This is a genomic window from Escherichia sp. TW09308 (genome assembly GCF_000208565.1).
Taxonomy (GTDB): Bacteria; Pseudomonadota; Gammaproteobacteria; order Enterobacterales; family Enterobacteriaceae; genus Escherichia; species Escherichia marmotae.
This window is the reverse complement of the sequence record NZ_AEME01000001.1, coordinates 2914408-2937576: the sequence shown is the minus strand read 5'-3', so window position 1 is coordinate 2937576 and position 23169 is coordinate 2914408. Positions and strand designations below refer to the sequence as shown.

22 protein-coding genes are annotated in these 23169 nt (G+C 50.1%); 11 read left to right on the top strand and 11 right to left on the bottom strand.

Going from position 1 to position 23169, the window contains the following annotated elements:
* Positions 1–119 precede the first annotated feature (119 nt).
* Positions 120–908, top strand: a complete 789-nt coding sequence (gene ygiD / locus ESM_RS0113970) for a 4,5-DOPA dioxygenase extradiol (protein ID WP_010378843.1) — start codon at positions 120–122, stop codon at positions 906–908.
* Between the two features lie 48 nt (positions 909–956).
* Here ygiD and dsbI read toward each other — a convergent pair whose 3' ends face one another.
* The 6 genes from dsbI to tolC all read right to left on the bottom strand — a co-directional run bounded on the left by dsbI (position 957) and on the right by tolC (position 8075).
* Positions 957–1628, bottom strand: coding sequence for a protein-disulfide oxidoreductase DsbI (gene dsbI / locus ESM_RS0113965; RefSeq protein WP_000511510.1), 672 nt, complete (start codon positions 1626–1628; stop codon positions 957–959).
* 14 nt (positions 1629–1642) lie between these two features.
* Positions 1643–2311 (bottom strand): thiol:disulfide interchange protein DsbA/DsbL, encoded by a 669-nt coding sequence (locus tag ESM_RS0113960; RefSeq protein ID WP_000040026.1) that lies wholly within the window; start codon positions 2309–2311, stop codon positions 1643–1645.
* Positions 2312–2328: 17 nt separating this feature from the next.
* Entirely contained in the window at positions 2329–4125 is a 1797-nt protein-coding gene (locus ESM_RS0113955) for an aryl-sulfate sulfotransferase (RefSeq protein ID WP_000459873.1), read from the bottom strand.
* A 483-nt stretch (positions 4126–4608) separates the two neighbouring features.
* Entirely contained in the window at positions 4609–5769 is a 1161-nt protein-coding gene (locus tag ESM_RS0113950; RefSeq protein ID WP_000442874.1) for a glutathionylspermidine synthase family protein, read from the bottom strand.
* Positions 5770–5774: 5 nt separating this feature from the next.
* Positions 5775–6446: a DUF1190 family protein gene (locus tag ESM_RS0113945; RefSeq protein ID WP_000831543.1), complete on the bottom strand. Its 672-nt coding sequence runs from the start codon at positions 6444–6446 to the stop codon at positions 5775–5777.
* 147 nt (positions 6447–6593) lie between these two features.
* Positions 6594–8075: an outer membrane channel protein TolC gene (gene tolC / locus ESM_RS0113940; protein WP_000735302.1), complete on the bottom strand. Its 1482-nt coding sequence runs from the start codon at positions 8073–8075 to the stop codon at positions 6594–6596.
* 204 nt (positions 8076–8279) lie between these two features.
* Between tolC and nudF the strand changes: the two genes are divergently transcribed.
* From nudF to parE, 5 genes are read left to right on the top strand one after another with little or no spacing between them, the layout of a single operon-like run.
* The gene (gene nudF, locus ESM_RS0113935; protein WP_000917113.1) at positions 8280–8909 is read left to right on the top strand and encodes an ADP-ribose diphosphatase; all 630 of its coding nucleotides are present in this window, start codon (positions 8280–8282) and stop codon (positions 8907–8909) included.
* Entirely contained in the window at positions 8910–9332 is a 423-nt protein-coding gene (locus ESM_RS0113930; protein ID WP_000833390.1) for a DUF1249 family protein, read from the top strand. It begins immediately after the preceding gene.
* Positions 9333–9356: 24 nt separating this feature from the next.
* Complete coding sequence (cpdA, locus tag ESM_RS0113925) at positions 9357–10184, top strand: 3',5'-cyclic-AMP phosphodiesterase (protein ID WP_000444754.1); 828 nt, start codon at positions 9357–9359, stop codon at positions 10182–10184.
* Complete coding sequence (gene yqiA / locus ESM_RS0113920; protein WP_000105733.1) at positions 10184–10765, top strand: esterase YqiA; 582 nt, start codon at positions 10184–10186, stop codon at positions 10763–10765. Before cpdA ends, yqiA begins: the two co-directional genes overlap by 1 nt.
* A 28-nt stretch (positions 10766–10793) precedes the next feature.
* Positions 10794–12686 carry a DNA topoisomerase IV subunit B gene (parE, locus tag ESM_RS0113915; protein WP_000195279.1) on the top strand — a complete coding sequence of 631 codons (1893 nt, stop codon included), beginning with the start codon at positions 10794–10796 and terminating at the stop codon, positions 12684–12686.
* A gap of 55 nt (positions 12687–12741) precedes the next feature.
* Here parE and ESM_RS0113910 read toward each other — a convergent pair whose 3' ends face one another.
* The gene (locus ESM_RS0113910; protein WP_001051713.1) at positions 12742–14883 is read right to left on the bottom strand and encodes a TonB-dependent siderophore receptor; all 2142 of its coding nucleotides are present in this window, start codon (positions 14881–14883) and stop codon (positions 12742–12744) included.
* Positions 14884–15256: 373 nt separating this feature from the next.
* On the opposite strand from ESM_RS0113910, the gene ESM_RS0113905 reads away from it, so the two are divergent.
* Genes ESM_RS0113905 through ESM_RS0113885 form a run of 5 tightly spaced genes read left to right on the top strand, consistent with a single transcriptional unit; the run spans position 15257 to position 19934 of the window.
* Positions 15257–16066: an ABC transporter ATP-binding protein gene (locus tag ESM_RS0113905; protein ID WP_000940884.1), complete on the top strand. Its 810-nt coding sequence runs from the start codon at positions 15257–15259 to the stop codon at positions 16064–16066.
* Positions 16063–17046 carry a FecCD family ABC transporter permease gene (locus ESM_RS0113900; protein ID WP_000986425.1) on the top strand — a complete coding sequence of 328 codons (984 nt, stop codon included), beginning with the start codon at positions 16063–16065 and terminating at the stop codon, positions 17044–17046. Before ESM_RS0113905 ends, ESM_RS0113900 begins: the two co-directional genes overlap by 4 nt.
* Before the next feature lie 8 nt (positions 17047–17054).
* Positions 17055–18092 (top strand): FecCD family ABC transporter permease, encoded by a 1038-nt coding sequence (locus ESM_RS0113895; protein WP_032141510.1) that lies wholly within the window; start codon positions 17055–17057, stop codon positions 18090–18092.
* 10 nt (positions 18093–18102) lie between these two features.
* Entirely contained in the window at positions 18103–19050 is a 948-nt protein-coding gene (locus ESM_RS0113890) for an iron-siderophore ABC transporter substrate-binding protein (RefSeq protein WP_001517110.1), read from the top strand.
* Positions 19047–19934 (top strand): MurR/RpiR family transcriptional regulator, encoded by an 888-nt coding sequence (locus tag ESM_RS0113885; protein WP_000614949.1) that lies wholly within the window; start codon positions 19047–19049, stop codon positions 19932–19934. Before ESM_RS0113890 ends, ESM_RS0113885 begins: the two co-directional genes overlap by 4 nt.
* A gap of 44 nt (positions 19935–19978) precedes the next feature.
* On the opposite strand, the gene ESM_RS0113880 is transcribed toward ESM_RS0113885, so the two are convergent.
* From ESM_RS0113880 to qseB, 4 genes are all read right to left on the bottom strand, one after another.
* A complete protein-coding gene (locus ESM_RS0113880) occupies positions 19979–20293 on the bottom strand; it encodes a putative quinol monooxygenase (RefSeq protein ID WP_000633738.1) in 315 nt (104 codons plus the stop codon).
* Between the two features lie 30 nt (positions 20294–20323).
* Positions 20324–20905: an NADPH:quinone oxidoreductase MdaB gene (gene mdaB / locus ESM_RS0113875; RefSeq protein ID WP_000065441.1), complete on the bottom strand. Its 582-nt coding sequence runs from the start codon at positions 20903–20905 to the stop codon at positions 20324–20326.
* A 109-nt stretch (positions 20906–21014) separates the two neighbouring features.
* Positions 21015–22364, bottom strand: a complete 1350-nt coding sequence (qseC, locus tag ESM_RS0113870) for a quorum sensing histidine kinase QseC (protein ID WP_000673336.1) — start codon at positions 22362–22364, stop codon at positions 21015–21017.
* A complete protein-coding gene (qseB, locus tag ESM_RS0113865) occupies positions 22361–23020 on the bottom strand; it encodes a quorum sensing response regulator transcription factor QseB (protein ID WP_001221482.1) in 660 nt (219 codons plus the stop codon). The genes qseC and qseB overlap by 4 nt, the downstream gene beginning before the upstream one ends.
* Positions 23021–23169: the final 149 nt, after the last annotated feature.

Genomic DNA, 23169 nt, shown 5'->3' with positions numbered 1-23169 from the left:
CCTTCAGGCGGATCTTCAAAATAACTGATGATGATCATCATTGTTATCCGGGTTCTTACTCCGCCGAACAAGCGTATTGTGAGGATATCAAAATGACACCTTTAGTTAAGGATATCATCATGTCTTCAACACGTATGCCAGCATTGTTTTTAGGTCACGGTAGCCCGATGAACGTGCTGGAAGATAATCTATATACCCGTAGCTGGTACAAGTTGGGGATGACGTTACCGCGCCCGAAAGCGATTGTTGTGGTTTCGGCTCACTGGTTTACCCGGGGAACAGGAGTTACTGCGATGGAAGCGCCGCCCACTATTCATGACTTTGGTGGCTTTCCGCAGGCGCTTTACGACACTCATTACCCGGCTCCAGGATCGCCAGTATTGGCGCAACGTCTGGTTGAATTGTTAGCGCCAGTCCCTGTCACGTTGGATCAAGAAGCCTGGGGTTTTGATCACGGTTCGTGGGGCGTGCTGATTAAGATGTATCCGCAAGCTGATATTCCGATGGTGCAGTTGAGTATCGATAGTACTAAACCCATCGCCTGGCATTTCGAAATGGGGCGTAAACTGGCGGCGCTGCGCGATGAAGGAATAATGTTAGTCGCCAGCGGCAACGTGGTGCATAACCTTCGCACAGTAAAATGGCATGGCGACAGCTCACCGTATCCGTGGGCGATGTCGTTCAATGAGTATGTGAAAGCGAATTTAACGTGGCAAGGGCCAGTGGAACAGCATCCTCTGGTGAACTACCTGGACCATGAGGGCGGGGCGTTATCGAACCCAACACCGGAACACTATCTACCGCTTTTGTATATTTTAGGCGCATGGGATGGGCAAGAGGCAATTACCATTCCAGTCGATGGCATAGAAATGGGGAGTTTAAGTATGCTATCGGTGCAGGTAGGTTAATAGATGAAGAAAACCGAAGCCAAATTGTTGGCTTCGGTTTGCATTACCTTACTTTCTCAGCAGGTTAAGTCCCCACGCACCGCTCATCACCAGTAGCAGCAACAAACAGAGACCAAAAGCCAACATACAGGCCTGTGCCATGTTCATAAAGTGCCACGGAGGTAGCAGATACCAACCTTCAGATTGCTGATACATCTCCACAAACCACTGCTGCATACTGCTCAGTGTGACGCCATCAGGAACGATTGGCGCATCATAGCCGCAATCCCCGGTAGGCTTGAACCAGTTTGGAGCCCATTGTGCCAGCGGCAGATTAAAGGGAAAAGTGGGATCGGTCGAGCAACCCTGTACGCCAAACAGTGAATCGGGATCCGGGTTATGCACTGCATGATGGATATCGTTCAGTTTGAGCGAAAACTTCAGTCCCATAATGCTGCCGTAAAAGGCCATCACACAGCCAATCAACTTAAGGACGATATTCTTCGGATTAATCGCCGCAACCAATCCACCAATAACCATCACAAACATGGCGTAGCGAATGTAAACACACTGCTCACAGGGTGCTATGTAGAGATAGATCTGGAAGAAAGAGTGCGCCAGGATAATCAGCGCGCCCATCGCAACAGCCATTAACAACCATAAAAAGCGTTGTTCCTGCCATCTTACCAGCGTGTTCACCGGTGAAGTGCTAAGGTCTTTCCACATTCCCTTAATACCCATAGCCTGTTTCCCTGTTATTTGCTTGCTAACTCACGGATAAGGTCTGCCATAGCGTCGATAGATTTAATGCTCTTGGTATAGATCAAGTATTTACCATTGACGACATAGGCCGGAACGCCCTGAATTTTGGCTACGTCATAGGCCGCTTTCCATTTTTCCAGTGTTTCCTGTACCGCAGGCTCTTTCAGTGCGGCGTCAAAATCCGCCTGGCTCATACCTGCGGCATCCAGACCGGTTTTGATAAAAGCAGCCGGATCTTTACCGTCAGACCAGCGTTCTTTTTTGTCGTGATAAGCCGCGTAGTAAGCAAACTTGGCTTTCTTAAACTGCGAGTTAGCATCAAATAAAGAAATGCCGGCCGCTTTATCTTTATTAATCAATACTGCAAAGACTTCGCTTGCCTGCTTACCGTATTCACCTTTGGTTTCCAGATGGAATGGGGTAAAAGCGACGACATCCTTCACTTTCTCCGATACCGGGCCGGTAACTGCTTTGTCATATTTGTAGCAGAACGGGCAGGCATAGCTGAAAACCTTGATCAGCGTTTTGTCGGCGTTCGGAATGGGTTTTTCCAGAACCATATAATCCGTGCCTTCGGTGAAGGCGGAAGCAGTAAATGAAACCGCCAGAGTAGCGGTAAGTAGCACGCTTTTAAGCAGTGATGAGATCCCTAATTTCGACATTTTTATTCCCTTCTTAATTATTTAAACATCTGTTTTGGATGGACTAACAGCGCGCGATAGTGAGTTTGGTTGGGTTTATCAGACAGCACGTCGATTTCCACTTTCACTTCTTTGGTTTTGTAGTCGATTTCGTTCAACTTACCGACGGTAGGCTGACCGACGTCGAACAGATGAATGGAACCGCCGAAGCCGAACATGGTGTTACGGTCGGCCTGATATTCGATGATGGAGGTGATTGGGCTATAGAAATCGTAACCGCGTTCTTTACCGTATTCCCAAACTTGCTGAACAGTACCTTTCTTCTCATCAATCTTATATTCCACGAAGCGTGAATATTTCATGGTCGGTAAGGCGGGCTGTTCCAGATGGCGACCGTCGCCATTATCAAAGATAGTGAGCGTACCTTTGCTGGAGATCCATGCGGTATGTTGGGTGTAGGTGAAGTCGAAATCCGAGTTTTCACATAAGCCATTTTCGTTACAGGCGATAGGTTTACCATTGGCATCCACAGGTTTCAGCAGTTTGCTGGCCAGCGGTTTTTCCCAGCCTTTGGATGGTGCAAGGATCCATTTCACTTGCTTATCACGACCAATCTTCACTACGCCCTGATGACGAGAGGAGAGAATAATTGAGTCATCTTTGGCGTCATATGCGATGGAGTTAACGTGCGCCCAGTTACGGCCTGGTCCTACACCCAGAGCGTCACCGAACGGTGTATCCGGTTCCAGTTTTGCCTGCTGACCCGCGTGGGCCAGATCAACGTTAACGCAAACTGCGCCGGCATCCAGTGCGCCAAGCAGAGCATCACGTTTCGGATCAAGGATCTTTGTCAGATCCCATACATCGACAACGCGACCCGATTTATCGACTTCAAGAATGTGATCACGAATGGTCGTGACGTGTATGCCATCATCGCGACGGTAGTTGCTCTTGCCTACGCGCAGCAGTACCGTGCCGTTAGGCGTCTCAATGGATTCATGGGTAGCGTCAGCGAATCCACGCGGCAGTTTGTGATCTTCCAGCACCTGGCCCATCATGTCGAACTCATACCAGTGCTGGCCTTGTACTGCGGTAAAGGTGCCACGCGGTGTTTCGCGGATACCCATCAGATAACCACGTTTGTTGATGTTGCGGTCACGGCCATCATAGAAGGTGTCTTGATCCAGCCACCAGCGATATTCACCTTCGGTATCGACAATGAAGGTAAAGGGGGCGATATCAAAAGGCAGTGCACCGGTTGCCGGGCCTGCATCGAGGATACCGGCATTTTTATCTTTTTCGCCGTGCCAGTGGAGATCGGAACCTTGTGCGGTAAAGGTATGGGTATTAACCAGATAGAGGCGGTCTTCAAAACCGGGGGCGACTTTAACAACTTTGGTCTGCTGTAGATCGGAGATGGAGCGGTTATCCATGTAATTGTTGACGATGGCTGAAGTCTGCACCACGTAGTCATCTTTCATGGCTTTGCCGTTTTCTTTCCATTCAACGGTCACTTTGTTTGCAAATTTCTGATAAAGACCAAAAATCGGTACGCCATCATAAGTTTTTAGTGACTCCTGACCCACGGGATAGCTGATTTCAACGCCTTTTTCGCCCTTACCGTGGACGGTAACTTTGACGTCTGAAATGACGTGACTGTCTAAATTAACCACAGCGGTCAGAGGTGCATTACCGTAGGGATCAACGATGACAGCACCGAGTTGCCCGGCTGGTGGCGCTGGTTTAAAACCCGCAGCCATCACGCCAGTTGCAGATAAACCCAGAGCTAATGCCACAGTTCCGGCTACCAGTGTTTTTCTGTATTTATCAAACATGGATATATCTCCTTATATAACGCAAATATATAATAATGATGAATATCGACTGTTGAGATAGGACTAATAAATTCATTTTATGAATGAAGATGCAGGTTAAATAAATAGTGAGAATGTTTTTGTTGTTTTTTAATATATTGTCATTCTCTGAAATGAATATTTATCTTTAATGGATAGTAGGGTGGCGATATATCAATAACAATATTCAATATTGTGTAGTGTGATCTCTGCGGCATTGTTTTTTTATTATTAAATCAAATTTTAATGTGATAAAAACAAAATATTTAAGGAATATCAGTGACTTGTATTGTGATTTCTTTACTTGTTTTAATTACAAAACCGTCTGTATATGACGATTTAACATTAGATTGATTATTAATGTTAAATAAAATGTAGAGATGTATGTGGTTATATATTGATTGGAGTTATGAATTGCGGATTAATAATGAATTGCCCCGGTTATCGGGGCAATTTTAAGCAGTATTATTCAACAAAAATATGGGGGTAGAAGCGAGACATATCCTGGGTGATCAATGCACGGTCTTCACGAATGCCAATTCCGGCAGGTTGATCGTTCACCAGCCAGCTTCCAATCAGCATATAGCTGTCGCCAAATTTCGGCAGCGGATGGAATTGCTGAACAATCATTCCTTCTTCGCCATACGGGCCTTCCGCCGCTTCAATGGTTTTACCGTTCTCAATGATCGACACGTTTGCACCTTCACGTGAGAAGATCGGCTTAACCACATATTTTTCCATTTGCGGATGATCATCTTCCGCAAAATAAGCGGGCAACAGGTTCGGGTGATTCGGGAACATCTCCCACAGCAGTGGCAGAAGCGCCTTGTTGGAGATAATGCTCTTCCACGCCGGTTCCAGCCAGCGTACGCCAGCATCTTCCAGCTTGGTAGAGAACATTTCGCGCAGCATAAATTCCCACGGATATAGTTTGAACAGGTTAGCGATGACCTGATCCTGTAAATCCGTGAACTGACCTTTTTCACCTAAACCGATATCGTCGATATACAGAAACTCGGTAGCGATTTCAGCTTCGGTCGCGCAGTCCTGCAAATACTGAATAGTGCCGCGATCTTCCACCGTGTCGCGACAGCAGGTGAGATGCAGCAACTGAAAGCCATACTGTTCACGTAGCTCGGCAAAGCGATCAATCAGCTTTTCTTGCAGGCTATTAAACTGATCGCTGCCTTCCGGCAGGTTGCCAGCGTTAAGCTGATCTTCCAGCCAGAGCCACTGAAAGAACGCTGCTTCATACAGTGATGTTGGCGTATCAGCGTTATTTTCCAGTAACTTAGGTTCGCCTGTACCGTCCCACGCCAGATCAAGACGTGAATAAAGCGACGGCTGGTGGGTCAGCCATGACTGACGTACAAAGCTCCAGGTATGCTTTGGAATGCGGAATTTGGTCATCAGCTCATCGCTGGCGATCACTTTTTCCACCACTTTCAGGCACATCTGGTGCAGTTCGGCGGTAACTTCTTCCAGTTTTTCAACCTGGGCGAGGGTCAACTTGTAGTAGGCATCTTCACACCAGTACGGCTCGCCGTACATGGTGTGAAAATTGAAACCGTATTCGTGGGCTTTTTCGCGCCAGTCCGGGCGCTCGGTAATACTGACTCTTTCCATCGGTATTAACCACCCATTGAACGAGAAGAGGTGCCGGTTGCGCTACGCTGCATGGTGCTTTGTTTGGCAACAGACTCGCCAAAGCCGCCGCGGGTAACGGTGGTGGTGGTCGCTGGTTTTGGTGCCATTGCTGTTTTCGGTACGGTCATGGTGCGGCCTGGCTGGGCTGCGCCATAGTTTTTACCGGTTGCGTCGGTATATTTACCGTAAGCCGGGCTGGCAGGGTTCTTTGAGGAGAACAGCGGTTGCTGTGCAAAACCCGCTCCGCCGCCCATCAGACGACCCATCATGTAACCTGCCATTAGCGGCATCCAGAAGCTTCCGCTGGATTGCTGGGCCTGCGCCTGGTTTTCTGGTGCCATGCCTGCCTGGGCAGGTGCCTGCTGGCATTGACCTTCGCCAAATTCGGCAACACAGTCTTCACGGGTGGCGTATTTCGGCGCGGTACGTTCGGCTTCTTTCAGCGCATTGTTGTACGCGGTGGTGCATTCTGCGCTTTTGCCTGGGTTTGCGGCTGAACAATCATCAGCGTTCTGATACAGAGACACGGTCTCATCACTCTTTTCACAGCCCGCCAGCATAAAAACAGTGGCAACAGCAAGAGCGACAGGTGTCAGATGGCGTGCGCTCCAGTTTTTGCGGAACGATGCGTGGCGTATGGATTTTGTCCGTTTCATTTTTGTCTTCCGGGACCAGTGGTAAATACCCATCAGAATAGAGGATGGCTGGTCGAAATTGAAGCGAGAAGGGGGAAGAATGCGGCAGATAACCCGTATCTTTACGTTGCCTTACGTTCAGACGGGGCCGAAGCCCCGTCGTTGCCATCAGTTACGGAAAGGGTTATGACCGTTACTGGTGGAAGTGCGTGCGGATACCTGCTGAACGGCTGGTGCCGGGCTATCAGGTGCATAACCATCAGCGATAGCATTTTGTTCCGGCGTTTGCGGCGCGACGTTTTCCGGGTTAGTGGAAACCGGTTTGCTCAGCGCATTGTTCAATGCCAGCAGATCCTGCTCGTTCAACGTACCCAGAGCTGATTTAATATTCAACTGGTTAATCAGGTAGTTATAACGTGCATTCGCCAGTTCTTGCTTGGCGTTGTACAGCGTCGTGGTGGCGTCCAATACATCAACAATGGTACGCGTACCGACCGAGTAACCAGCTTCCATCGCGTCTAATGAGCTTTGGGCGGAAATAACGGCTTGTTTGTAAGCGTTAATGCTACTGATAGATGCATTAATGTTGTTGAAGGAGGAACGCACGGTTTGCACGACGCTACGGTGTGCGCTTTCCAGTTGCTCGCTGGCACCCACGAAGTTGTACTGCGCCTGTTTCACCTGCGAGTTAACCATTCCGCCCTGATAAATCGGCAGCGAGAAGCTCAGGCCCACTTTGTTCTGGCCCATATTGCTGTCGTCATACTGGCCTGCGGTCGCACCACGGGTTTTCGAACCACTGTAGGAGGTGTCAGAAATTCCGGTAGAGGCCGTTAAATCCAGAGTCGGTAAGTGACCATCCTGCGCCTGGCGAATTTGCTCGCGTGCCAGGTCCTGGCTCAAACGTGCCTGTAACAGCGACAGGTTACGCTTTTCAGCTTCTTTCAGCAGAGTGTTCACCGGCTGTGGTTTGTCGGTTTTAAAGTTTTCAACATTCAGCGCCGCCAGTTCCGGGTAGTAATTACCAGTGATCTGACGCAGTTGCTCAACGGCATTGTCGAGATTGTTACGTGCGGTCACTTCGTTTGCCAGCACGGTATCGTACTGTGCGCGGGCGTTCTGCACGTCGGTGATCGCCACCAGACCCACGTTAAAACGTTGGGTGGTTTGATCTAACTGACGGTAGATCGCTTCTTTTTGCGCCTGGGTATAGGAAAGAACGTCAATCGCATTCAACACGTTGAAATAAGCGGTCGCGGTGTTGAGGATCAGAGTTTGTTGATCGGTCTGGTAAGTGACGTCCTGAATTCCGGCCGCTTTTTCCTGCAAGGTCAGCGCACGCCATTTCGACATATCGAAAATGGACTGGGTCAACTGCAGGGACGCACTGGTCGCGTTAGAGTTGATGCCGTTCGCGTCGCGATAGCCGTTGCTGTAGGTGTAATCTGCACCTAAACCCAACTGTGGCAGTAATGGACTGCGCGCTTCATTAATTTTTTCAAAGGCAGCATCACGATCGGCGGCAGACTTACGCAATTCCGGGTTACTAAGGCGTGCTTGCTGATAAACTTGCATCAGGTTCTCGGCCTGGCTCAACGTACTGAACCCAGAAAGGCTCAGGCCGATAAGAATGGGGAGCAATTTCTTCATTTGCATTCCTTGTGGTGAAGCAGTATTTAGCGCGATCAAACTGTAAAATTATTGCGGATTCTAGCAGAAGCCGCTACCGCAAAAGGTTGGCGTTACGTGCCATAGGGCATTAATGTGCCTCAATTTAACACATGACCGCTCAAACGGCAGTCAAACGTCGCTGAAATTCACATTTAATTCACTATTAGTGTCAGGACATTAACAATGCTTAAGCCAGACAACCTGCCCGTTACATTTGGCAAAAACGATGTAGAAATTATTGCACGAGAAACACTTTATCGCGGCTTTTTTTCATTAGATCTTTATAGATTTCGCCATCGTCTATTCAACGGACAAATGAGTCATGAGGTCCGGCGGGAAATTTTTGAGCGCGGGCACGCCGCAGTCTTGCTACCCTTTGACCCAGTACGCGATGAAGTTGTGCTGATTGAGCAGATTCGGATTGCCGCCTATGACACCAGCGAAACGCCCTGGTTATTGGAAATGGTTGCCGGGATGATCGAAGAAGGTGAAAGCGTAGAAGATGTCGCCCGTCGCGAAGCGATTGAAGAGGCGGGACTGATAGTCAAACGGATCAAACCGGTGTTAAGTTTCCTGGCAAGCCCGGGCGGCACCAGTGAGCGTTCGTCAATTATGGTGGGCGAAGTGGACGCCACGACCGCAAGCGGTATTCACGGTCTGGCTGATGAAAACGAAGATATTCGCGTTCATGTGGTAAGCCGGGAACAGGCATACCGGTGGGTAGAAGAGGGGAAAATCGACAACGCAGCGTCGGTCATCGCTTTGCAATGGCTGCAACTGCATCATCAAGCGTTAAAAAATGAGTGGGCATAAATGAAGCGTTACACACCTGACTTTCCTGAAATGATGCGCCTGTGCGAGATGAACTTTTCACAATTGCGCCGTTTGTTGCCGCGCAATGACGCACCCGGCGAAACTGTAAGCTATCAGGTGGCAAACGCACAATATCGGTTAACGATTGTGGAATCGACCCGATACACTACCCTGGTGACAATTGAACAGATTGCACCTGCAATCAGTTACTGGAGCCTTCCGTCAATGACGGTGCGTCTGTATCATGACGCGATGGTGGCTGAAGTGTGTTCAAGTCAGCAGATTTTTCGCTTTAAAGCGCGGTATGATTATCCTAATAAAAAGTTGCATCAACGCGACGAAAAGCATCAAATTAATCAGTTTTTAGCGGACTGGTTGCGATACTGTTTAGCACATGGAGCGATGGCGATTCCGGTTTATTAGCGTCGTGAAACCTAAGGACACCATTTGGAAAGCCTGTTAACCCTTCCTCTGGCTGGTGAGGCCAGAGTCAGGATTTTACAAATTACCGACACTCACCTGTTTGCACAAAAGCACGAAGCCCTGCTGGGGGTAAACACCTGGGAGAGCTATCAGGCGGTGCTGGAGGCGATTCGCCCACACCAGCACGAATTCGACCTGATTGTCGCGACAGGTGATTTGGCACAGGATCAATCCTCTGCGGCCTATCAGCACTTTGCAGAAGGCATCGCAAGCTTTCGTGCGCCCTGCGTCTGGCTGCCGGGTAACCATGATTTCCAGCCTGCGATGTACAGCGCATTACAGGATGCGGGTATCTCCCCGGCGAAGCGTGTGTTTATTGGTGAGCAATGGCAAATCCTGATGCTGGATAGCCAGGTGTTTGGCGTACCGCACGGCGAGTTGAGCGAGTTTCAGCTTGATTGGCTGGAACGTAAACTGGCCGATGCGCCAGAACGTCATACTTTGCTGCTGCTGCACCATCATCCGTTGCCTGCGGGTTGTAGCTGGCTTGACCAGCACAGTCTGCGTAACGCGGGTGAACTGGATAACGTGCTGGTGAAGTTTCCGCACGTCAAATATCTGTTGTGCGGACATATCCATCAGGAACTCGATCTCGACTGGAATGGTCGCCGCCTGCTGGCAACGCCGTCAACCTGTGTGCAGTTTAAACCACACTGTTCCAACTTTACGCTGGACACTATTGCCCCAGGCTGGCGTACGCTGGAACTCCATGCCGATGGCACCCTGACTACCGAAGTGCACCGCCTGGCGGACACTCGTTTCCAACCAGATACCGCTTCAGAAGGCTACTGATGTCAACGCTTCTTTATTTGCATGGATTCAACAGTTCGCCGCGTTCAGCGAAAGCGAGCTTGTTGAAAAACTGGCTGGCGGAGCATCACCCTGACGTTGAGATGATTATTCCGCAGTTGCCGCCGTATCCTTCCGATGCGGCAGAACTGCTGGAATCCATTGTGCTGGAACATGGTGGTGATTCGCTGGGTATCGTTGGTTCGTCACTTGGGGGTTATTACGCTACCTGGTTGTCGCAATGTTTTATGCTGCCAGCGGTAGTGGTAAACCCGGCTGTGCGCCCGTTTGAACTGCTGACGGACTATCTCGGTCAGAACGAGAACCCCTACACCGGGCAGCAATATGTGCTAGAGTCACGCCATATTTACGATCTCAAAGTCATGCAGATTGACCCACTGGAAGCACCGGATCTTATCTGGCTGCTGCAACAGACGGGAGATGAAGTGCTGGATTACCGCCAGGCGGTGGCGTACTACGCCTCCTGCCGCCAGACTGTAATAGAAGGCGGCAACCACGCATTCACGGGCTTCGAAGATTATTTCAACCCGATCGTCGATTTTCTTGGTCTGCACCATCTCTGACGATCAACTCGAATTGCTAACTTAAACCATGACGCAAACTTATAACGCTGATGCCATTGAGGTACTCACCGGGCTTGAGCCGGTTCGCCGCCGCCCGGGGATGTATACCGATACCACTCGCCCAAACCATTTGGGGCAAGAAGTTATTGATAACAGTGTCGATGAAGCACTGGCCGGTCACGCAAAACGCGTGGACGTTATTTTACATGCTGACCAGTCGCTGGAGGTCATTGACGATGGCCGTGGAATGCCGGTGGATATTCACCCGGAAGAAGGTGTTCCGGCGGTCGAATTGATCCTCTGCCGTCTGCACGCGGGTGGTAAGTTCTCCAATAAAAACTATCAGTTCTCCGGCGGCCTGCACGGCGTGGGGATTTCGGTGGTTAACGCCCTGTCAAAGCGCGTAGAAGTCAACGTGCGCCGCGATGGCCAGATTTATAACATCGCGTTTGAAAATGGCGAAAAAGTACAGGATTTGCAGGTTGTCGGCACTTGCGGTAAACGCAATACCGGCACCAGCGTACATTTCTGGCCGGATGAAACCTTCTTTGACAGCCCGCGTTTTTCTGTTTCGCGCCTTACGCATGTGCTGAAAGCCAAAGCGGTACTGTGCCCCGGCGTTGAGATCACTTTTAAAGATGAGATCAACAATACCGAACAACGCTGGTGCTATCAGGACGGTCTGAATGATTACCTCGCGGAAGCGGTAAATGGCTTGCCGACGCTGCCGGAAAAACCGTTTATCGGTAATTTTTCTGGCGATACCGAAGCGGTGGACTGGGCGCTCTTGTGGCTGCCGGAAGGTGGCGAACTGCTGACCGAAAGCTACGTCAACCTGATCCCAACGATGCAGGGCGGGACGCACGTTAATGGTCTGCGTCAGGGCCTGCTGGACGCGATGCGCGAGTTCTGTGAATACCGCAACATTCTGCCGCGCGGCGTGAAACTGTCAGCGGAAGATATCTGGGATCGCTGCGCATATGTGCTGTCAGTAAAAATGCAGGATCCGCAGTTTGCCGGGCAGACCAAAGAACGTCTCTCTTCGCGTCAATGTGCGGCATTCGTTTCTGGCGTGGTGAAAGATGCGTTCACCCTGTGGTTGAACCAGAACGTCCAGGCTGCTGAATTGCTGGCGGAGATGGCGATTTCCAGCGCCCAGCGTCGTATGCGTGCGGCGAAGAAAGTGGTACGTAAAAAGCTGACCAGTGGCCCGGCGTTGCCTGGCAAACTGGCTGACTGTACCGCGCAGGATCTCAATCGTACCGAACTGTTCCTCGTGGAAGGTGACTCCGCAGGTGGATCTGCCAAGCAGGCGCGCGATCGTGAATATCAGGCGATCATGCCGTTGAAAGGTAAGATCCTTAACACCTGGGAGGTCTCTTCTGATGAAGTGTTGGCCTCGCAGGAAGTGCATGATATTTCAGTGGCGATCGGTATTGATCCTGACAGCGCCGACCTTAGCCAGTTGCGTTATGGCAAGATCTGTATCCTGGCGGATGCGGACTCCGATGGCCTGCACATTGCTACGTTGCTTTGCGCACTGTTTGTAAAGCACTTCCGCACGCTGGTGAAACACGGCCACGTTTACGTTGCTCTGCCACCGCTCTACCGCATTGACCTCGGGAAAGAGGTTTATTACGCGCTGACGGAAGAAGAAAAAGAGGGCGTGCTTGAGCAGTTAAAACGCAAAAAAGGCAAGCCTAACGTCCAGCGTTTTAAAGGTCTGGGCGAAATGAATCCGATGCAATTGCGCGAAACCACGCTTGATCCGAATACTCGCCGTCTGGTGCAGTTAACCATCGATGATGAAGACGATCAGCGTACTGACGCGATGATGGACATGCTGCTGGCGAAGAAACGCTCGGAAGACCGCCGTAACTGGTTGCAAGAGAAAGGTGATATGGCGGAGATTGAGGTCTGATAATTCCCGCCAGGAGAATAAAATATAGCCCGGTAAACATACCGGGCTTTTTTTATCAAAATTCCATTTTCACCGTGAATTGCACTTCACGCGGATCGCCAATCTGATTACCCAGATTATTTGTGGCTATGGAAGAGGTGTAATACGTTTTATCAAACAGGTTTTTGACGTTTAATTGCAGAGTGACCGGATACTGCAATTTCATTTTATATGCGGCGAAGGCATCGGCAACGAAATAGCCCGGCAGATAGTAGTCAGCCCCATTGGTTGCTGAACGACGGCTTACGCCATGTCCGCCACCGCCAAACGTCAGCGTGTTATTGCCAGGCATATTATGAATGTCATAGGTCAGGAATAGCGAACCGGTATGACGAGGAACATTCGGCAATGGTTTTCCTGCATAATCAGGATCTTCCAGAACCTTAGCATCGGTATAGCCGTAGCTGGCAATAATATTAATATTTTCAGTTAATGCTCCCGCAAGGTCGACTTCTACCCCTCTTGAACGAACGCGGCCTGCCGTTTTGGCGATGGTTTCGTCACCAATACTTTCGGTATACAACACGTTGCGTTTATGGATATCAAACAGCGCAATATCTGCGGTTATACCATCGAACAGCTCGAATTTTGCCCCGACTTCGTAAGCATTAGATGATTCCGGGGGAAGATCGCCAATGTAGCTGGCAATTGACGATTGCGGCATAAATGTTTGCGAATAATTGGCAAATAAGGATACCGATGGCGTCAGTTTGTAGACCAACCCCAGTTTGGGAGTCCATTGCTCATCGCGGCTGTCAGTATTGACATTAAAAGGACGGCCTTTACCCGCATACTGTGTGTAATACTGATAGCGGATCCCGGCGACGGCAATCCAGTTATCGGTCAGATAGAGCGCGTCCTGAGCATAAGCTGAGTAGCTCTCCTGTTTGATCGTCTGATCACTGTCCGATGCCGAGACCGTTGTACATTTGCTGGTATTGCCATAAACAGGGTTGTATATATTGAAATCTTTAGCGTTTTTACAGCGAATCATATCTGTGCGCAGAAGATCATAATATTCATATGACACCCCGCCCAGAATCTCATTATAGAATCCAGCGATATCGACATTCCCTTGCAGATCCGCACGAGTAGAATGCATGCGCTGAGTAGAGCCCTGAGTTGCATCAACACGCCGTGTCAGCGTTCCTGTTGTTGCATCATACGCGGTAACGCGAGCTTGATTATCGCTGTATTTATCCTGGCTGTAGCTGTAATCAAAGCGCGCAGTCCACTGGCTATTGAGATGATATTCTGCGTTGAGTTGCGCCAGATCGGACTGACCATCTGTAATATTAAACGGTTCGTCGAAACGTATTTTTCGATCAACGTTTACGGGCTGTTTCGTCGTAAGATCGAAAATTGTTCCGCGATCGAATGGCGTTTTATAGTCCCGATGTGAATAGAGCATGGTTACTGTTGCATTATCACCAAACCAGGTGAGTGATGGGGCAATAAATGTACTGCGCTCTTTACCGAAGTTCCGCCAGTAGTCTTCATCCTGCACTTCCCCCGTCAGGCGGTAGGCCAGTTGAGTGCCTTCAATGGGACCTGTGATATCAAGTTGCCCTGTACCACCACCAAAACTGGAGGACGTGGCTGAGACAGAACCATGGAACGTTTTTTCCGGGCGCTTTGTCACGACGTTAATCAGCCCACCAGGATCGAGAATGCCATACAGCGTGGAGGCCGGGCCTTTTAGCACTTCCACACGTTCTGTTGCGGCGTTGAAACTGCGAGGAAGTACGGTTCGCAGGCCGTTGGTCATGATGGAGCCATCCCGGTTTGCACCAAACCCACGACGTACAAAAGCGTCCTGAGTCCCGCCTAATGTATTGGTTTGCACCACGTTACTGACGTTATAAAGCGCCTCATCCAGCGTCGTCGCATGCTGATTTTCCAGAACTTGATCGCTAACCGTATTGACCACCTGCGGAATATCCAGCATCGGCATATCGGTTAATGTCGCCGTGGAGGTGCTCAGAGGCTGATAACCGTCGGTCGCCTCAGTTGCGGTATTCGCATCCGCGGTAACCGTGATGGTTTCGCCATCTTTGGTCGTTACAGTGTCTGTTGCATGAATCATCGGTGCCGCAAAGAGCAGTGAAAAGAGCGCCCGACCTTTGACTCCTGAGAATGAAGGTGTGAACTTAGCCATTTAGTCTTTTATCCCAAAAACTCGCGGATTGTCGCGAGTGAAAATTGTTTCTTGTTGCTCACTAAGCACTATCCGTTTGTTATTTCGCCATCGGATATGTAATTGAGAATCATTCAATCATGCAATAATGTAGTAGTAAATGAGAAATAACGAAAAAATGCTACAGGTGTTTTCACGATGATTTAATGCAGGTTGATTGTTTTTAACTCATTGATATTTAATGTTTTTATTTTTATTTTCAAAAATATTTTACCTGTTATTTACCTTGTTTTTGTGTGGCTTTTAACTTCTTGACTACTACATTTTGTGGCGTCAAACTCTCAAAGGAGAATGAGTTTTATTTTTGTTTGTCTTTGATTAAGTTGGCGTACACGTGGCACATAACGCAAAAGGGCAGGGGCTGATCCTCGACAATGTTTCTGCCGGGTATCACAAGAACATCATTGTTGATGGTGTTTCTTTCTCCGTTCCCACAGAGAAAATGACCGTTCTGGTTGGGGCAAACGGCTGTGGAAAGTCGACGTTGCTCAGTACCATTGCGCGTATATTGCAACCCATGGGCGGCTCGATATTGCTTGATGGCAAAGCGATTCACGAGCAACCAACGAAAGCGTTATCCCGCAGACTTGGGATCTTACCGCAGTCGCCATTATTGCCGGAGGGCTTAACCGTTTATGAACTGGTGTCGCGCGGGCGCTTTCCCTGGCAGAATTTTATACGTCAATGGAGCGACGCTGACGAGCAGGCGGTAGAAGAGGCCCTGAAATTAACCGGTACGCAGGAGTTTGCGCATTTACCTGTTGAAAAACTCTCTGGTGGGCAGCGCCAGCGGTGCTGGATTGCGATGGTGTTGGCGCAAAAGACGCCTTATATCCTGCTGGATGAACCAACAACCTGGCTTGATTTACGTTATCAGGTTGAAATTCTTGAGTTATTACATGACTTAACGCGCCATCACGGGCGTACAGTCGTTGTGGTGTTGCATGATCTGAATTTTGCCGTCAATTATGGCGATACGCTGATATTTTTACGCCAGGGGAAAGTGGTGCGTGTGTTGAATGAGGGGGAGCATTGCACGCCTGAGCTGGTGAAAGCTGTCTTTGACGTTGATGTTCACGCATCAATAAATCCTCTGACGGGAAAACCGTTTTTCATGCCGTTTCGTGGTGTAGAAAAAGTATGATGCGCACGGGGCTGGTTACTGTTTTTTTCCTCACCTTACTGCTGGTGGGATGCGTTGTATATCCTGGGATTGGTGCCCGATTTATTGCACCACAAACGGTGTTGCAGGCATTTTTCCATTTTGAACCGCAAAACTTCGATCACAACGTGATTATAAGACTCCGTTTGCCGCGTTTGGCGGCAGCATTGCTTACTGGTGCTTCTCTTGGTGTTGCTGGTGCTTTGTTGCAGGCTGTCATTCGTAACCCATTGGGGGAGCCACATATTTTAGGCTTAAATGCCGGAGCCGCCCTGGCTGTCGTTGCTGCCAGTGCACTAGGACTGGCATTTCCTGTTGGGCGTCCATTGCTGGCATCAGCGGGAGGCGCGGTACTGTTCCTGCTGATATTGCTGCTCTCTTCCGCAGGGCGTTCAGGGTTAACGCCAATGAAAGTCACTTTATGCGGCGTGGCGCTATCGGCGTTCGTTTCCTCAATAACGGCTGCAATCCTGATTCTTGACGAACAAACGTTGTTGGCGATGCGGACATGGTTAGCGGGTGATTTAGCGGGGTTGGATTGGGCGACGCTTGGTACGTCCGCCTGGTTTTCTCTGGGGGGATTTGTATTAGCTCTTTATCTTGCGCCCTCTCTTAACATGTTGGCACTGGGCGATCGCATGGCGCAGGGCCTGGGCGTCTCGGTACTACGCACGCGAACATTCACTCTGATTGCGATCGCGTTGCTCTGTGGCGCGGCCGTATCGATTGCTGGTCCGATTGGTTTTGTCGGCTTGCTCGTACCGCAGATTGTCCGGCGTCTGGTATCAACGGATCTGCGCGTTCTGCTACCTCTTTCAGCTTGTGTCGGAGCCTTACTGCTATTACTGGCAGATATTATTGCCAGGACGCTTTTCATGCCCCATGAGCTGGCGACAGGTGTCATGACGGCATTAGTTGGTGCACCTGTTTTTGTCATTATGGCGACGAGGATGTTCAAATGAGCCGGATAATGAACGTTGGGTTACGCCCGCTACGTGTTGGTGAGTTTTCGACACTGGTACGCCCTAAAAATCTGGTGTTGCTTGGTGGACTGTCTCTGTTTGCTGTTGGAATACTGATATTCGGTCTGATGCATGGTTCTTTTTCTGTCCCGGCATCGGAAGTCGGACGAGCGTTGTTCTCTCCAGAAAATGTGAACACAGACACTCGTTATATTGTGCAGGATATTCGCTTGCCGAGAGTCATCATGGCGTTGCTATGCGGAGCCATGTTAGGTATGGCGGGAGCCGCAATGCAGTCTATTGCTCGTAACAGCCTTGCTGATCCCGGTCTTATCGGGGTCAAGGAAGGATGTAGCGTGGCAGTGCTGTGGCTGATTTTCCAGTTTCCAATGCTGGGGATGTTCTGGCGTCCAGTGGCTGGCCTCGCTGGCGGCTTATTCGTTGCGTTAGTGGTGATTTTCTGTGCACGCGATATTTCCCGCCCGCGATTTGTTTTGATCGGCATTGGCGTTTCCTGGTTTTTCGCCGCGGGGATCGGTGTATTTATGACCACAGCAGATGTTCGTGACGTACAAACTGCATTGATGTGGTTATCGGGAAGCCTACATGCAGCCAACTGGATGTTAGTCGGTATTTCAGCCTGTTGGATGTTGCCAGCCGCTCTTTTATTGCTGTTCACAGCCCGGACTGCGGATATCGCTCTGCTTGGTCATCAGGTTGCAACCGGATTAGGCGTGAATAGTTCTCGTCTGGCGTTGTTGCGTGTAGCCGCGCCAATAATCCTGACAGCCGTCTGCGTTTCTTGTGTTGGCAACATCGGCTTTGTCGGGCTGATAGCACCTCATATATCACGTTTTATTCTGCGTGGTGGACAGACGACATTACTGCTGGGGAGCGCCGTATCGGGGGCGTTGTTAGTCATTCTGGCGGATAGCATTGGTCGTTTGGCTTTTTTGCCTTTGCAACTCCCTGCAGGAATCGTTATCTCACTGATTGGTGGACCATTCTTTCTGCTACTTCTCTGGCAACGCAGGAACAGTTTTTAACGGGAGTTATATGCGTTTATTTTTTTCTCTGCTGATACTGTTGTCATTTTTTGCTCGTGCAACAGAGCCTGTTCAGGTGTTTACCGATGATTTAGGGCGCAAAGTCACAGTGCCTGCACATCCAAAGAGAATCGTTTCTTTACACGATCTTGATATCACCATTCCTCTGATTGAACTCGGTGTACCTCCTGTCGCCAGCCACGGGCGTACACGGCCTGACGGTAGCCATTTCATTCGATCAGGTGCGTTACTGACAGGTGTTGATTTCGATAATTCATCGATCGCCTTCATTGGAACAGCCGATATTGATATTGAAGCGATTGTGGCGGCAAAGCCGGACCTGATCATCACAGAACCGACCCGTAATACGCCCATTGAACAACTGGAGAAAATTGCGCCCACGGTGAGCATTGATCATCTCAAAGGGGGCGCGCCAGAAATCTACCGCAAGTTGGCCGAACTTACAGGAACACAGGCGCGGCTGGCGATACTTGAACGCCGCTATCAGGCGCAAATCAATGCGCTGAAGGCGACGCTGGACAGTCAAAAAATAACGGTATCGGTGATTCAGGCAAATCAGGGAAAAATTAATGTGATGCATAGCTATCATTCGCTGGGGCGGGTATTACGCGATGCTGGTTTTCGCTTTCCGCCGCTGATTGAGAGCATTCCTGAAGGTGGGCGAATGGATGTGAGCGCGGAGCGTTTGCCTGAACTGGATGCCGATTTTGTTTTTGCAACCTGGCGCGGTGATTCTGGTGGTAAACCTCAGGACGAGCTGGCAGCAATGGAAAAAGTCATGCCGGGATGGTGTCAGTTTCTGACAGCCTGTCGTTCCGGACGTTATGTGTTGATTTCGCGTGAAGAGGCGATTTCTAACTCCTTTGCATCTCTGGGATTGATGGCTGCGCAGATACAATCACAAATTGCGGGGCGACCTTTACCGGAGGCCAAATGATCCAGAAAGACAAAACGCGGGTTGATATTTTTGGGGAGCGTTTTCGTACTCGTGCGAGTCAGTTAACGCCAGGGTTAAGAACCGTCGCCAGCTACATTAATGAGCACCGTGAAGTGGTCCTCGAGCAAACGGCGATGGAAATTGCGGCCACGTTAAACACTTCCGATGCCACAGTAATTCGGGCTATACAGGCTCTGGGGTTTGCCGGGCTGCGCGATCTGAAACGTACTCTGGAACAGTGGCTTGGCCCAACCCTTAGCTCCAGCGAAAAGATGTCTACGACGGTGAGTAACTTGACGAGCGATGTTAACACCGCAATCGACTTTGTTCTTGAAGGGCATCTGTATACCTGCAATGTCCTGTCAGAGCCTGAAAACCGCCACTCGCTTGCGCAAGCGGTAGCCTTGTTGGTGCAGGCGCGGCAAGTTGCTATTTTTGGCATTGGCGCTTCGGGTATTCTGGCGGATTATACCGCGCGGCTATTCAACCGCATTGGCTTGCCCGCCACGGCGCTAAACCGTACGGGTATTGGCCTTGCCGAGCAATTGATCGCGCTTCAGCGTGGCGATGTGCTGATCATGATGGCGCAAAAATCTGCACACCGGGAAGGGCTGACAACGCTGCGTGAAGCGAAACGGCTGGGGATCCCGGTTATTTTGCTGACAAACGCTTTGGATTCGCGTTTTAGTAAAGACGCCAGTATCGTCATCCACGTTCCGCGCGGGGATGAAAAGGGGAAAACGCCGCTACATGGTACGGTATTGTTGTGCCTGGAAATGATTGTCTGGTCGGTGGCCTCAGCGGTGCCGCAGCGTGCGGTTAAAACCATTAAGCGAATTAACGATTTCCATCGGGGTTTGAAAACGGGAAGAAAGAATGGCTAATCAGGCCTGAGACCGGTAGCAACACCGGCCTCTTTTCAGGAACATCAAAGTCCCGGCTGCAGGATACGAATATTCATCTCCAGCACATCGCCTTTTACGGCTTCGCTATATGCTTTCATGTGCGGGGTTTGCAGATGCGCTTCAAGGTGCGCGATGCTTTCCCACTGCTCAATCATCACAATAGAGTCCGGCGCCATAGACTGGAAACTCACGCCAGCAGCGCAATCCACCATTGGCGCGTAGCCGTGGCAACCTTCTTCCTTCAGAACTGTTGGAACGATTTTAGCAAACTGATCCAATACCGCCTGACGGTGATGTTGGCCAGGGCGAGTACGGATTTCTGCGATTACTGTAATCATGGTTAACTCCTTCTAAAGCCAGAGCTCTAGTTAACCAAAAATTTCCACAAGATGCTTGCGATATTCTTCAGTATAGCGGGGAACATCAGGCATTTTTATCACGTCATTAGCGATAAATGTCGGCAGCGGTTCCATGCCGAGGAATTGGTTTGCTTTATGGAACGGTAGATACACACCGTCAACGCCAACGCCGTGGAAGAACTGATCTTTTTCGGTGAAGGCTTCCATTGGGGCGTTCCAGGTCAGCGAGAGCATATATTTTTTACCCTGTACCAGACCGCCAGAACCGTATTTTTTCGACGGATCTTTGCGGGTACGACCATCGCTGGCATACAGCGTGCCGTGACCTTCGGTGAACACATCATCAATGTATTTTTTCACCGTCCACGGCGCGCCCATCCACCAGCCAGGCATCTGCCAGATCACCACATCAGCCCAGAGAAAGTTTTGTACTTCGGCTTTGACATCGTAGTCGCTCTCAGCGCGAACGATGCGGACATCATGCCCGAGGTCGCGCAGCGTGCCATCCGCGACTTCGGTCAGGGTGTCGTTCAGTTGACCATTGGAGTGGGCGAATTTTTTCGCACCGTTGATAATCAGAATGTTGCTCATTTTTTATCCTCAAGGAGAGACGTTTACCGACAATAGTACGTCACAGAGCGGTGCGGTGAAATTAGCAAAATGTGCAAAGTCTTTTGCGAATTTTGCAAAAGTCTCACTACTACCAGCTCACTTTCGCCTCAAATCCACCTTGTTTCGCATTCCCAAACACAACATTCATGCCATGCAATTTTGCGATTCGCTGGACAATCGATAGCCCAAGCCCGCTGCCGGTAGCGGTTTGTCCTGGTGGGCGGTAGAAACGTTCGCCAATTCGCGCCAGCGCCTCTGGCGTCACGCCGGGGCCGTTGTCTCTTACGGTGAAATTATCTGCATTCAGAGTGACATCTACTACGCTGCCCTGTGGACTGTAGCGTACTGCGTTATCCAGCAGATTTCGTACCAGTAGACTTAGCAATAGCGGTTGTCCGGTGCGTTTGATGCCGTGGGCATTGAGCGTCAGCCGCACGTCAATTTTTGCCTGCTGCGCCGTGTGGTAGATATCCATCACCGCCGATTGCAGGAGATCTTCAAGTGGGATCTCCGCGACGTCCTGAAGGTTATCCAGCGAGTCGAGCCGCGATAGTGTGAGCAGTTGATCAACCAGACGGGTGGCGCGATCGATCCCCGAATGTAATTGCGTCAGTGCTTTTTTCCGTGCCTGCGGATCATCGTCAGAGAGTTGCGCAACTTCGGTTTGAACTTTCAGCGCCGTTAATGGGCTACGCAGTTCGTGAGCGGCGTCAGAGGTAAAGCGCCGTTCACGCACCATCATCGCATGTGTACGGTCGAACAGTTGATTCAGCGACTCGACTAGCGGACGCACTTCGCTGGGTACGCCCGCGGCGTTGAGTGGTTTTTCCGAGTCGGGATCGCGCATACGTAGCGCCAGCGCTAGTTTGTTCAGTGGCGAGAGCTCACGACCCAGTAACACCATCATGAAGATTAACATGATGGGTAGCGCAACAAGCCAGGGGATGAGCTGGCCGGTGACGATCGCCAGCGCCATGTCTTCACGGTATTCCCATTCCTGGCCGACAACGATGCGATATTTACCGTCAGGTGATGTCATCCAGATAAAGCGCCATTGATCTTTATCACCCACCAGTTGCCCGTCAGCAAAACCTTCACGCTGATAGCTATAGGGAATATCTTCTCCATTATCGCCATCGTTAAGAACCATTCTGCCGTCGCGGGTAAAAATGGCAAATGTCAGGGCATCGTCATCCACATGGCCGTGTTTGAATTTATCCGGCGTTCTTGCCATACGATCTGCCGCATTAATTTCGTTAAGATCGAGCGTACTTAATCGTTTGGCAAACAGCATTAACTGGGTATCGAACAACTCATCGACATTATCAATCGTTTGTTTCCAGGCTACAAAGCTGGAGACAACCCAGGTCAGCGAGGCCAGAATCAAAAAGATCAGCGTCAGCCTGACTCGCAGACTAAGGCGTTGGGTAAATTTCATTTCTCACCTAATGTGTAGCCAATACCGTGAACGGTGCGAATAAAGTCACTGCCGAGTTTGCGTCGCAGATGATGCACATGTACTTCGACGGCATTGCTGGTGACCTCTTCGTCCCAGGTATACAGTTTTTCTTCAATCAGTTTGCGTGGTAGAACACGACCAGCGTTACGCATCAGTAATTCCAGCAGGGCAAATTCTTTTGGCTTGAGTGTTAAGGATTCACCTGCCAGGGTGGCGATCCGTTTGCCCGGGTCGAGCATGACGTTGCCGTGATGTAGCTCGTTGCTGGCATGGCCGTTGGTTCGGCGCATCAGCGCTTCCAGCCTGGCGGCCACTTCTATCAATGCAAAAGGTTTACACAGATAATCGTCGGCCCCCAGACGCAAACCTTCCACGCGTTCCGCCAGTGCGTCGCGCGCGGTCAGGATCAGTACCGGCTCACGCTGACCTTTATCCCGCCACTCGCGCAAAATATCGCGGCCATCCATTCCCGGTAAGGTGAGATCAAGGATCACCGCGTCATAAGGTGCGCTATAAAGCGCCTCTTTTCCCTGACGACCTTCCGTAAACCAGTCAACACTAAAGCCCATCTTACTAAGACCTGTTTTGATGCCGTCACCAATCAGCATGTCATCTTCTATCAGTAAAATTCGCATCTTTTCATCCCTGCGATAGCTGTATTCGTTGTCAGTAAACCGTGTTGTAACGCGCTCTGTACAGTACTAAATTTTCTTTTTTTCCTTAAGAAGTTGTTAAGGACTATCTTGTTTAATGCCTGGAAACAGACATCAAAGGGAGTAACAAA

What these genes read in the sequence shown, in the direction of transcription:
- ESM_RS0113930 (WP_000833390.1), top strand. Translation starts at nt 8,910, where the DNA reads ATGAAGCGTTACACACCTGACTTTCCTGAAATGATGCGCCTGTGCGAG.
- ESM_RS0113880 (WP_000633738.1), bottom strand. Translation starts at nt 20,293, where the DNA reads ATGATTACAGTAATCGCAGAAATCCGTACTCGCCCTGGCCAACATCAC.
- tolC (WP_000735302.1), bottom strand. Translation starts at nt 8,075, where the DNA reads ATGAAGAAATTGCTCCCCATTCTTATCGGCCTGAGCCTTTCTGGGTTC.
- dsbI (WP_000511510.1), bottom strand. Translation starts at nt 1,628, where the DNA reads ATGGGTATTAAGGGAATGTGGAAAGACCTTAGCACTTCACCGGTGAAC.
- ESM_RS0113960 (WP_000040026.1), bottom strand. Translation starts at nt 2,311, where the DNA reads ATGTCGAAATTAGGGATCTCATCACTGCTTAAAAGCGTGCTACTTACC.
- parE (WP_000195279.1), top strand. Translation starts at nt 10,794, where the DNA reads ATGACGCAAACTTATAACGCTGATGCCATTGAGGTACTCACCGGGCTT.
- ESM_RS0113950 (WP_000442874.1), bottom strand. Translation starts at nt 5,769, where the DNA reads ATGGAAAGAGTCAGTATTACCGAGCGCCCGGACTGGCGCGAAAAAGCC.
- qseB (WP_001221482.1), bottom strand. Translation starts at nt 23,020, where the DNA reads ATGCGAATTTTACTGATAGAAGATGACATGCTGATTGGTGACGGCATC.
- ygiD (WP_010378843.1), top strand. Translation starts at nt 120, where the DNA reads ATGTCTTCAACACGTATGCCAGCATTGTTTTTAGGTCACGGTAGCCCG.
- ESM_RS0113900 (WP_000986425.1), top strand. Translation starts at nt 16,063, where the DNA reads ATGATGCGCACGGGGCTGGTTACTGTTTTTTTCCTCACCTTACTGCTG.
- qseC (WP_000673336.1), bottom strand. Translation starts at nt 22,364, where the DNA reads ATGAAATTTACCCAACGCCTTAGTCTGCGAGTCAGGCTGACGCTGATC.
- ESM_RS0113895 (WP_032141510.1), top strand. Translation starts at nt 17,055, where the DNA reads ATGAACGTTGGGTTACGCCCGCTACGTGTTGGTGAGTTTTCGACACTG.
- yqiA (WP_000105733.1), top strand. Translation starts at nt 10,184, where the DNA reads ATGTCAACGCTTCTTTATTTGCATGGATTCAACAGTTCGCCGCGTTCA.
- ESM_RS0113945 (WP_000831543.1), bottom strand. Translation starts at nt 6,446, where the DNA reads ATGAAACGGACAAAATCCATACGCCACGCATCGTTCCGCAAAAACTGG.
- ESM_RS0113955 (WP_000459873.1), bottom strand. Translation starts at nt 4,125, where the DNA reads ATGTTTGATAAATACAGAAAAACACTGGTAGCCGGAACTGTGGCATTA.
- nudF (WP_000917113.1), top strand. Translation starts at nt 8,280, where the DNA reads ATGCTTAAGCCAGACAACCTGCCCGTTACATTTGGCAAAAACGATGTA.
- ESM_RS0113885 (WP_000614949.1), top strand. Translation starts at nt 19,047, where the DNA reads ATGATCCAGAAAGACAAAACGCGGGTTGATATTTTTGGGGAGCGTTTT.
- ESM_RS0113890 (WP_001517110.1), top strand. Translation starts at nt 18,103, where the DNA reads ATGCGTTTATTTTTTTCTCTGCTGATACTGTTGTCATTTTTTGCTCGT.
- mdaB (WP_000065441.1), bottom strand. Translation starts at nt 20,905, where the DNA reads ATGAGCAACATTCTGATTATCAACGGTGCGAAAAAATTCGCCCACTCC.
- ESM_RS0113910 (WP_001051713.1), bottom strand. Translation starts at nt 14,883, where the DNA reads ATGGCTAAGTTCACACCTTCATTCTCAGGAGTCAAAGGTCGGGCGCTC.